This window comes from Rheinheimera sp., assembly GCF_020217005.1.
Taxonomy (GTDB): domain Bacteria; phylum Pseudomonadota; class Gammaproteobacteria; order Enterobacterales; family Alteromonadaceae; genus Pararheinheimera.
The window spans coordinates 1-10,000 of the sequence record NZ_JAIWOI010000037.1; the positions used below are offsets into that span (position 1 = coordinate 1).

Annotated in this window: 13 protein-coding genes; 12 read left to right on the forward strand and 1 reads right to left on the reverse strand. The window is 46.1% G+C overall.

Annotated features, from left to right (window positions below):
- Positions 1-436: helicase-related protein (locus tag LDL40_RS01850; protein WP_300993179.1), on the forward strand; the 436-nt coding region annotated here is incomplete at its 5' end.
- A gap of 289 nt (positions 437-725) precedes the next feature.
- Positions 726-938: a cold-shock protein gene (locus LDL40_RS01855; RefSeq protein ID WP_008898286.1), complete on the forward strand. Its 213-nt coding sequence runs from the start codon at positions 726-728 to the stop codon at positions 936-938.
- A gap of 119 nt (positions 939-1,057) precedes the next feature.
- Here the strand turns inward: LDL40_RS01855 and dinB are convergent, their stop codons facing one another.
- The gene (dinB, locus tag LDL40_RS01860; RefSeq protein ID WP_300993181.1) at positions 1,058-2,110 is read right to left on the reverse strand and encodes a DNA polymerase IV; all 1,053 of its coding nucleotides are present in this window, start codon (positions 2,108-2,110) and stop codon (positions 1,058-1,060) included.
- 235 nt (positions 2,111-2,345) lie between these two features.
- On the opposite strand from dinB, the gene glyA reads away from it, so the two are divergent.
- From glyA to LDL40_RS01910, 10 genes are all read left to right on the forward strand, one after another.
- Entirely contained in the window at positions 2,346-3,599 is a 1,254-nt protein-coding gene (gene glyA / locus LDL40_RS01865) for a serine hydroxymethyltransferase (protein ID WP_300993183.1), read from the forward strand.
- Positions 3,600-3,674: 75 nt separating this feature from the next.
- Positions 3,675-4,127 (forward strand): transcriptional regulator NrdR, encoded by a 453-nt coding sequence (gene nrdR, locus LDL40_RS01870; protein ID WP_300993185.1) that lies wholly within the window; start codon positions 3,675-3,677, stop codon positions 4,125-4,127.
- Entirely contained in the window at positions 4,128-5,252 is a 1,125-nt protein-coding gene (ribD, locus tag LDL40_RS01875; RefSeq protein ID WP_300993187.1) for a bifunctional diaminohydroxyphosphoribosylaminopyrimidine deaminase/5-amino-6-(5-phosphoribosylamino)uracil reductase RibD, read from the forward strand.
- Positions 5,237-5,887 (forward strand): riboflavin synthase, encoded by a 651-nt coding sequence (locus tag LDL40_RS01880; protein WP_300993189.1) that lies wholly within the window; start codon positions 5,237-5,239, stop codon positions 5,885-5,887. The genes ribD and LDL40_RS01880 overlap by 16 nt, the downstream gene beginning before the upstream one ends.
- Before the next feature lie 16 nt (positions 5,888-5,903).
- On the forward strand, positions 5,904-7,013 hold the full coding sequence (ribBA, locus tag LDL40_RS01885; RefSeq protein ID WP_300993191.1) for a bifunctional 3,4-dihydroxy-2-butanone-4-phosphate synthase/GTP cyclohydrolase II: 1,110 nt from the start codon (positions 5,904-5,906) through the stop codon (positions 7,011-7,013).
- A 129-nt stretch (positions 7,014-7,142) separates the two neighbouring features.
- Positions 7,143-7,607: a 6,7-dimethyl-8-ribityllumazine synthase gene (ribE, locus tag LDL40_RS01890; RefSeq protein ID WP_233078360.1), complete on the forward strand. Its 465-nt coding sequence runs from the start codon at positions 7,143-7,145 to the stop codon at positions 7,605-7,607.
- 9 nt (positions 7,608-7,616) lie between these two features.
- On the forward strand, positions 7,617-8,030 hold the full coding sequence (nusB, locus tag LDL40_RS01895) for a transcription antitermination factor NusB (protein ID WP_300993194.1): 414 nt from the start codon (positions 7,617-7,619) through the stop codon (positions 8,028-8,030).
- A 32-nt stretch (positions 8,031-8,062) separates the two neighbouring features.
- Positions 8,063-9,022 (forward strand): thiamine-phosphate kinase, encoded by a 960-nt coding sequence (thiL, locus tag LDL40_RS01900; protein WP_300993196.1) that lies wholly within the window; start codon positions 8,063-8,065, stop codon positions 9,020-9,022.
- Positions 9,022-9,513, forward strand: a complete 492-nt coding sequence (locus tag LDL40_RS01905; RefSeq protein ID WP_300993198.1) for a phosphatidylglycerophosphatase A — start codon at positions 9,022-9,024, stop codon at positions 9,511-9,513. Before thiL ends, LDL40_RS01905 begins: the two co-directional genes overlap by 1 nt.
- Before the next feature lie 32 nt (positions 9,514-9,545).
- Positions 9,546-10,000 (forward strand): two-component regulator propeller domain-containing protein (locus tag LDL40_RS01910; RefSeq protein ID WP_300993200.1); only part of this gene is annotated, 455 nt, incomplete at its 3' end.

Genomic DNA, 10,000 nt, shown 5'->3' on the forward strand with positions numbered 1-10,000 from the left:
CAATAAGCATCAGGTGCTTGTTACTACAGATGTCGCATCTCGGGGACTGGATTTACTGCAGGTTAGTCATGTCGTGAACTTTGATTTGCCTAAACATGCGGAAGAGTATGTGCATCGCATCGGTCGTACCGGCAGAGCTGGAGCTAAAGGTATAGCCATTTCTTTGGTTGGGCCAAAAGATTGGGCGGCATTTTGTGCGATAGAAAGCTTTTTACGCCGTCCTCTTCCTATGTATAAGGTAGAGTCTTTACCAGCCAAATTTAAAGGCGTGGAGCTGCATGCTCCAGCAAAAGCAGTGAAGAAAGCTAAGCCTGCAGTGAAGAAGACGAAACAAAAATCCGCAGATACAACATCAAAAGCCAAGCCTGCCGCCAAACCTAATTTTTATCAGGCAGGCGATGATGGCATGACGCCTGTGAAGAAAAAGATCAAATAATTTACAGTAGTATGTTTTTTATTCGGAAAATAGTGCTACACTCAGGTCGTTACTTTGTAGATTTGTTCGACAGTTTTTATTGCAAGCAATTGTTTTGGCTGAAGAATTATTTAGAGTAACTGGAACGGCCAAAACCAGAAAAACTATTTTTCTGTCGGATCAGTAATAGCTATTGACCACTTTGTCGGGTTCACTGATAATGGGGTCGTAATATGTACTAGCTCGAACACGGCCGGTAATATTTAAGTCGCCAAACAATTGGCAAATTTAGTTAAAGTAAGAGAATGTTATGTCACAATTAATTTCCGGTACCGTTAAGTGGTTCAACGAAGATAAAGGTTTTGGTTTCATCGAGCGCGAAGGCGGTAAAGACGTATTCGTACATTTCCGCGCTATCAATGGCACAGGCCGCAGAACTTTAGTTGAAGGTCAACGTGTAACTTTCGAAGTTACTGAAGGCCAAAAAGGTCCTCAGGCTGAGAACGTAACTGTTACCGGTTAATAGTTTTCTGAAAAAGAGCCAACTTTTAGTTGGCTTTTTTTATGCCTGAAATTCAACGATTGGACTAATTTAACAACGGTTTATTAATGGCTAACTCTGACATTTGCAGACTTAAATCGTCAAAGTTCTAATGATAACTGCGCCAGAGCTTCCTGAGCTTTTAAGCCAACATGAATACCTACCAGTCGTACTTTTTTACCTTGTCCTCTGTGCCAGGCTTGCTCCAGTAGTTGTGTTAAGCTGGCCATATCCAGTTCGGGTTGTTGCTTTTCTACTGTTGTCTGCTGGAAATCAGCAAATTTCAACTTAATGCCAATTTTCTGAATATGAGCAGTTGCTTCACAACGTTCTATGCGACGCCTGAGTTTAGGTAACAGCTCAGACAAACTTTGTTGACCCGCATTCAGATCAGGGAGATCCTCGGTGTACGTATGCTCGACTGCTACAGATTTACGAGGGTAGTCGTTTTGCACGTCTCGACCATCACGGCCAAAACTGCGTTCTATTAAGGTTTCTGCAAAACTGCCGAAATGTTTGACCAGTGTATGTAAGGGGGCCCTTTGGATATCCACACATTTGTAGAACCCTAAAGTGGCAAGTCTCTCGGCGGTTTTTTTGCCTACTCCCGGGATCTTATGCAAAGGCAGGAATTTGACAAAGTCGTCGACTTTTGCTGGTGGTAATACAAACAAACCATCAGGTTTATTTTCATCACTGGCAATTTTGGCGAGAAATTTATTAGGCGCTACTCCAGCTGATGCTGTTAAACCAGTTTCAGCTAAAATCACCCGACGAATATCTTCTGCAATACGGGTGGCGCTACCGGAAAATAAGGTGCTGTCACTAACGTCTAAATAAGCTTCATCCAGAGATAAAGGCTCTACTTTGTCAGTATAACGATGAAAAATAGCCTGAATTTGTAAGCTGGCCGCTTTGTACTTTTCCATATTGCCCGGCAACAACAATAAATGAGGGCAAAGTTTAAGTGCCTGACCAGTAGGCATAGCGGAACGCACACCATAGACGCGGGCAGGGTAGTTACAGGTGCTGATCACTCCGCGCTCAGTACGACTGCCACCTATAGCCAATGGAATAGTGCGCCAGTCAGGTCTGTCCCGCATTTCTACCGCTGCGAAAAAACAGTCCATGTCGATATGAATGATTTTTTTCATTTACAAAGCACTGTTGGTTTATACAGCTTTATAATTGACCAGTTTTGGTTTTTTGTAAAGTTGTATACTGGTTTTATTTACAGTTGATGGGGCCTGGTGCAGGAGTAACCTACAGAAATCATTTTTTAGATGTTTAGATGGCTACTTAATAGCTGCAACTTTAATGGATTCCATGTAGAATGCTGCGCAGTTTTTTTGTAAATAGCCTGGCCCTTTTGGCCACCTGGGAGCAAGCATGTTAAAGCGCGAAATGAACATTGCCGATTTTGATCCGGAATTATGGCAATCCATTACTAACGAAACCCAACGTCAGGAAGATCACATAGAGCTGATCGCTTCTGAAAACTATGCCAGCCCACGCGTGTTGCAGGCTCAGGGTTCTCAGTTAACTAACAAATATGCTGAAGGTTACCCGCATAAGCGTTATTACGGTGGTTGTGAGTACGTGGACGTGGCTGAAGACTTAGCTATCGCCCGTGCAAAAGAACTGTTTGGTGCAGATTACGCAAACGTACAACCGCACTCAGGCTCTCAGGCTAACTCTGCAGTATTTTTAGCTTTATTAAACGCGGGCGATACCATTTTAGGTATGAGTCTGGCGCACGGCGGTCACTTAACTCACGGTGCTACCGTTAGCTCTTCAGGTAAATTATACAAGGCTGTGCAATATGGTTTGCATCCTGAAACTGGTGTGATTGATTATGCTCAGGCTGAAGCTTTAGCGCTGGAACACAAACCAAAACTGATCATCGCAGGTTTTTCTGCGTATTCAGGTATTGTGGATTGGCAGAAATTCCGTGAAATCGCCGATAAAGTGGGTGCTTACCTGATGGTGGATATGGCTCACGTCGCTGGTTTAGTGGCCGCTGGTTTGTATCCGAACCCAGTGCCAGTCGCTGACGTTGTAACAACTACAACTCACAAAACTTTAGCTGGTCCTCGTGGCGGTTTAATTCTGGCCCGTAAAAACGAAGAGATCGAAAAGAAACTGAACTCTGCAGTTTTCCCTGGTGGTCAGGGTGGTCCTTTAATGCACGTGATTGCTGCGAAAGCTGTAGCTTTTAAAGAAGCACTGCAACCTGAGTTTAAAGTCTATCAGCAACAAGTACTGAAAAATGCAGTAGCTATGTGCGATGAGATGATCAAACGTGGTTATAAGATCGTGTCTGGTGGTACGCAAAACCATTTGTTCCTGATGGATTTAATCGACAAAGACATCACAGGTAAGGAAGCGGACGCCTGGTTAGGTCTGGCGCATATCACAGTGAACAAAAACTCTGTGCCAAATGATCCACGTTCACCATTTGTGACCAGTGGTTTACGTATAGGTACTCCTGCTATTACCCGTCGTGGTTTTAAAGAAGCAGAGGCTCGTTTGGTTGCCAACCTGATTTGTGACGTGCTGGACAGCCGTGGCGATGCTGGTGTGATCGACAAAGTACGGGCTCAGGTCTCTGAAGTCTGTCGCCGTTTGCCGGTTTATGCCTGATAGCTTGTTATGACTGAATAAAGATAGAGTGTTATGATGGCCGCTTAATGCGGCCATTTTTTTCGGAGAAATTCCGTGTTTTGTCCTTTTTGTCGTGCCGACGATACCAAAGTTATAGACTCCCGCTTAGTTGCAGAGGGGTCACAAGTGAAAAGACGACGCGAATGCGGCGCCTGTCATGAACGTTTTACCACTTTTGAAGCCGCCGAACTGGTGATGCCCCGTATTGTGAAACGTGATGGTTCCCGAGAGCCTTATAACGACGCCAAGCTGCGCAGTGGCGTGATGCGTTCACTGGAAAAACGCCCTGTACCGACAGAACAGATTGAATCTTTGATCAGCAAAGTGGAAAGCTTATTACGTGCTACAGGTGAGCGTGAAGTGCCAAGTCAGTTATTGGGCACTTTGATTATGGATGAACTGGTGAAGCTGGATAAAGTCGCTTATGTACGTTTTGCCTCTGTCTATCGTTCTTTCAAAGATATCCGCGAGTTCGGCGAGGAAATAGCCCGGCTTGGAGACAACTAAGTGAGCTTTACTGAACTCGATCATCATTATATGGCGCGGGCCATAGAGCTTGCTCATCAAGGCCGTTTTACTACGGCCCCAAATCCAAATGTTGGCTCTGTGATAGTCAGAGACGGCCAGATTGTTGGTGAAGGATTCCATCGTCAGGCCGGCGGCCCGCATGCAGAGGTGTTTGCTTTACGTCAGGCTGAGCATCTTGCTTTAGGGGCAACCTGTTATGTCACTTTAGAGCCTTGTAGTCATTATGGCCGAACTGGTCCTTGTGCTTTGGCATTGGTCAATGCAGGGGTGAAAAAAGTCATAGTCGCTATGTTGGATCCCAACCCGTTAGTGGCGGGTCGTGGCATAGAACTGCTCAAAGATGCTGGCATTGAAGTGGCGGTGGGTTTATTAGAGCAGCAAGCCCGGGCTTTAAATCCTGGCTTTTTAAGCCGGATGGAGCGGCGAAAACCTTATGTCCGGCTTAAACTGGCCTCTAGTCTGGATGGTCGTATTGCGCTGTCCAACGGTAAAAGCCAATGGATAAGCTCCGTAGAGTCACGTTCTGATGTGCAACTGATGCGCGCTCAGGCCCACGCCATCTTATCGACGGCTACTACCGTGCTCGCTGACAATGCCCGCTTAACGGTACGGGCTGATGCTTTGGCTATATCTTTTCTTGAAGATGGCTCTTTGCGTCAGCCAATCAGGGTTATTTTAGATCGCCGTTGTAAATTAACAGGTCAGGAGCTTTTATTTTCGCAAAATGGCCCCATAGTGCTGGTGCATGCTAAAGCATACACTCCGGCATTTGAGCATCCGCAAGTACGTTTTATCGCGCTGGATGCTGATGATTCAGGTTTGAATTTAAACGAATTAATGGCGGTATTGGCTAAAGAACAGATCAACGATTTGTGGGTGGAAGCCGGAGCTGTGCTGGCGGGTTCGTTATGGCAGGCCGGACTGGTGGATGAACTCATTGTGTATCAGGCGCCAGTGCTGTTAGGAGATAAAGCCAAAGCCATGTTGCAGCTTCCTGATTATACTGAGCTGGCGCAGGCGCAGCCGTTTGTATGGACTTCAGTGCAGACACTGGGGCCTGATTTAAAATTAATAGCAAGGTTAGAGCCATGTTTACCGGAATAATTGAAGCCACAGGACGGGTGAGCGCCATTAAAGCTTCAGGTGTGGATTTAAAGCTGACCATTGAATCAGACAGTCTGGATTTTTCTGATGTCAAACTAGGTGACAGTATTGCCAGCAATGGCGTTTGTCTGACGGTCACTGCCTTGAATGGCAACAGTTTTAACGCCGATGTGTCCGGCGAAACCGTTAAGCGCACTTTGTTTGGCCAATACAAAGCAGGGCAGTTACTTAACTTAGAAAAAGCCCTGCTGGCGACAGGTCGCTTAGGTGGACATTTGGTTAGCGGGCATGTCGATGGCATCAGCAGCGTTGAAAAAATAGAGAAATTTGGCGAAGCCTGGCAAGTCTGGATCAAAATGCCAAAAGAGCTGGCCCATTACATTGCCGAAAAGGGTTCTATTACAGTGGACGGTATCAGTTTGACAGTCAATGAATTAAGCGCTACAGCTTTTCGTTTAACTATAGTGCCGCACACAGCTCGGGAAACCACTTTGATGAACCTCAAAGCGGGCAGTCAGGTGCATCTGGAAGTGGATTTAATAGCGCGTTATTTAGAACGTTTGCTGCAAGGCCGCGAAGGGGCTGGCAGTAAAGGCGTGACTATGGATTTATTGCAACAACGTGGTTTTTTATAACGCAGTAAGGTGAAGTATGCAACTGAATACACCAGCAGAAATTATTGAAGATATTCGTCAGGGAAAAATGGTTATCCTGATGGATGACGAAGATCGTGAAAACGAAGGCGATTTAGTAATGGCGGCCGAATACGTGACGCCTGATGCGGTGAATTTTATGGCCACATATGGCCGGGGTTTAATTTGTTTAACCCTTACGAAAAAACGTTGTGAACAGTTAAAGCTACCCCTGATGGTAGATAAAAACTTATCGCCATTTTCTACGGCCTTTACCTTATCGATTGAAGCGGCTGAAGGCGTGACTACAGGCATTTCAGCAGCAGACCGGGCTCGCACTGTCAAAGCTGCAGTCGCTCGTGATGCCAAGCCAACAGATATTGTGTATCCGGGGCATATATTCCCGTTAATGGCGCAGGATGGGGGGGTTTTAGTGCGGGCAGGCCACACCGAGGCAGGTTGCGACTTAGCTCGTATGGCGGGTTTAGAGCCAGCTGCCATGATTGTTGAAATTTTAAATGAAGACGGCACTATGGCGCGCCGTCCTGACTTAGAGATTTTTGCTCAAAAACACGGTATTAAAATAGGCACCATAGCCGATTTAATTGAATACCGTAATCTGCATGAAACTACTATAGAGCAGGTGGCCAGTTGCCAGTTACCTACTGAATTTGGTGAGTTTAAGCTGGTGACTTTCCGTGACACTATAGACAACCAAATTCATTTTGCTCTAGTCAAAGGGGCAGTAGAAGCTGAACAACCAACTTTAGTACGGGTGCATTTACATAATACCTTTAGTGATTTGTTATTGTCCGATCGAGGTGCTAACCGCAGCTTTTCTTTGCATTGTGCGATGAAGCGTATTGCGGATGAAGGCGGTGTGCTGGTGCTTTTAGGTAAAAATGAAAGCAGTCAGGAATTGGTACAGATGGTGCAGAACTTTGAGGCCGAAGATAAAGGCGAAAAAGCGAAAACTGAGCTGTGGAAAGGTACCTCCCGTAATGTCGGTGTAGGTTCACAAATTCTGGCCAGTTTAGGTGTGAAAAAAATGCGTCTGTTAAGCGCGCCGAAAAAATACCATGCTTTGTCCGGATTCGGTCTGGAAGTCGTGGACTATGTGTCTGAATAAGGCTCTGTAACAACTGCTGCAGAAACAGTAGCAGGGCACGGGCAATCTTGTGTTATCATGACGCCCGTTTTTTTGAATTCTGGTGTTTAACACCATTTTTTTGCAGCAAATATGCAATAAGGACCTCCAATGCAGGTGATTGAAGCAGGGTTAACCGCTAAGGGTAAAAAATTTGCCATCGTTGTGGCCAGATTCAACAGCTTTATTGTCGAAAGTTTATTAGACGGTGCTGTGGATACCTTAAAGCGTGTAGGTGACGTCGCTGATCAGGATATCACTGTAGTTCGCATTCCTGGTGCTTTTGAAATGCCTTTAGCTGTGCAAAAAGTTGCAGCCAGTGGCAAGTACGATGCGATCATTGCTTTAGGTGCAGTGATCCGTGGTGGTACCCCTCATTTTGAATATGTAGCAGGCGAATGTACCAAAGGTCTGGCCCAGGTCATGATGCAGCACAGTATTCCTGTTGCTTTTGGCGTATTGACTGTAGACAGTATCGAACAGGCTGTGGAGCGTGCCGGTACTAAAATGGGCAATAAAGGCGCAGAAGCAGCGATGTCCTCGCTGGAAATGGTAAACGTTCTCTCTCAGTTGTAGGATTTGTTGATGAAACCTAATGCACGTCGCTTGGCCCGCTCTTTGGCCGTTCAGGGAGTTTATAGCTGGCAAGTCAGCAAAAACCCTATTGGTGATATTGAACAGCAGTTACTGCTGGAACAAAACACCAAGCACCTGGACGTGGGCTATTTCCAGGATCTTTTACGTGGTGTGGCTGTAAATCATCCGGTGTTGGATGAAGCGGTAAAACCCTTTTTAGACCGTCCGTTTGAAGAAATTGATCTGGTCGAAAAAGCCATATTACGGGTATCAGCCTACGAGCTGAAATACCGCCTGGATGTGCCTTACAAGGTGGTGATTAACGAAGCCATCGAGCTGGCAAAAGCCTTTGCCGCTGACGACAGTCATAAGTTTGTGAACGGCATACTCGATAAAGCCGTCAAACGCCTGCGAACCGAATAAAAAATGGAGAGCCGGCGTAAGTCGGCTTTTTTATGGGTGAATTTGAGTTAATCCAACGTTGTTTTGCTGAAGCAGGCCGTAAACGCTCGGACGTTACCATTGGCATTGGTGACGATGGGGCTGTGTTACAGGTGCGCGAAGGTTGTGATCTGGTGATTACCACAGATAGCATGGTCGAAGGTATCCATTTTTTTCCGGACGTCGATCCGCGTTCGCTTGGGCATAAACTGGTGGCTGTAAATGTCAGTGATTTAGCAGCAATGGGCGCAGAGCCTTGCTGGTTATCCCTGGCCTTAACTTTACCTAAAGTGAATGAAGAGTGGTTGACAGCTTTTGCTGAGGGCTTGAGTGAAACCGCAGATTATTATAACTGCCAGCTAATAGGCGGTGACACCACCCGAGGTCCATTGAGTTTAACTATGATCGCCAAAGGTCTGGTACCTAAAGGTAAAGCCATCACCAGAGCTGGTGCACAAAACGGTGACTATCTCTATGTCACGGGTACACTAGGCGATGCTGCTTTAGGCCTGAAATTGGTTCAGGAACAGGTGGAAGTCAGCAAAAAACACCGTGCACATATACTGCAGCGCTTCCATTACCCAACAGCCAGGGTGGCTTTAGGCCAGGCGCTGCGTAATATTGCCAGTTCGGCTATGGATGTGTCAGATGGTCTGGCTGGTGATTTATTGCATATTCTGCGGCGCTCTAAGGTTGGCGCTGTGGTGGATGTCAGCAAGTTGCCTATGTCTCAGGCGCTGAAAGACAGCTGCACTGCGGAACAGGCGCTACAGTATGCTTTATCTGGTGGAGAAGACTACGAGTTATTGTTTACAGTACCTGAAAATCGACGTGGCTCTCTTGAAGTTCTATTGTCTCCCTATGGTGTTCCCGTCACTTGTATTGGCCGGATCACTGGTGCAGTAGGTAAGCTGGAGTTTAAACAGGGAGATTTGCCTTTTTTATACCAGCACCAGGGGTTTGAGCATTTTTAATGACCTCTACTAAAGCAAAACCTCAGTTTGAGTTAAAAAAGTGGACCCATTTCCTTGCCTTAGGCTTTGGGTCAGGACTAGCGCCTAAAGCCCCTGGTACTTTTGGAACTTTGGCTGCATTACCTTTCATTTATCTACAATCCTTAGTCATGCCACAGTTTGCGTTGATCTGGGTGTTGTTTGCTTTTGTACTGGGCTGCTATGTCTGTGGTCAGACAGCAAAAGATATCGGTGAACATGATCATGGCGCCATAGTCTGGGACGAAGTCGCAGGGTATTGTCTGACTATGTGGTGTATACCCTTTGAATGGCAGTACCTTTTGGCTGGCTTTTTACTGTTTCGCTTTTTTGACATCGTCAAACCCTGGCCTATACGTTTATTGGATAAAAAAGTCCATGGCGGTTTTGGTATCATGATTGATGATATGGCGGCTGGATTCCTGAGCTGGCTGATCCTCTTCGCGCTGGTGCAGTGGCAAGCTTTTAGTTAATATAAATTTTTCCCTGTTCCCCGGTGATTGCTGTGCGTTTTTCGCTGTTGGTTTTTTTAGCTTTATTCTCCGTTGCTCTGTGCGCTCAGGGCCGGCCAGGTTCCATTTATGATTTTGATATCAAACACTGGAACAGTGCGGATGGCTTATCGTCAAACTCGGTCAGGGCCATTAGTCAGGATCAATCTGGTTATTTATGGGTGGGTACTTTGTACGGCCTGAATCGTTTTGATGGCCAGCATTTCACTCAATTCAGTACCAAAACCAGCCGTCAATTGGCCAGTAACTCGATTAACAAATTATTGTTGGATCAAAAGGGTTACATGTGGGTTGGCACTAAGTCCGGCCTGTCAGGTCTTAATCCTCAAACTCTGAAATTTGACCGCTATCCAATTTTGGCTGAAGTTACTTCTCTGGTTCTGGTTTCACCTGACGAGCTTTGGGTTGCAGCTGAAAATCTGTTTCGGGTAAAGCAGGGCAAGGTTAG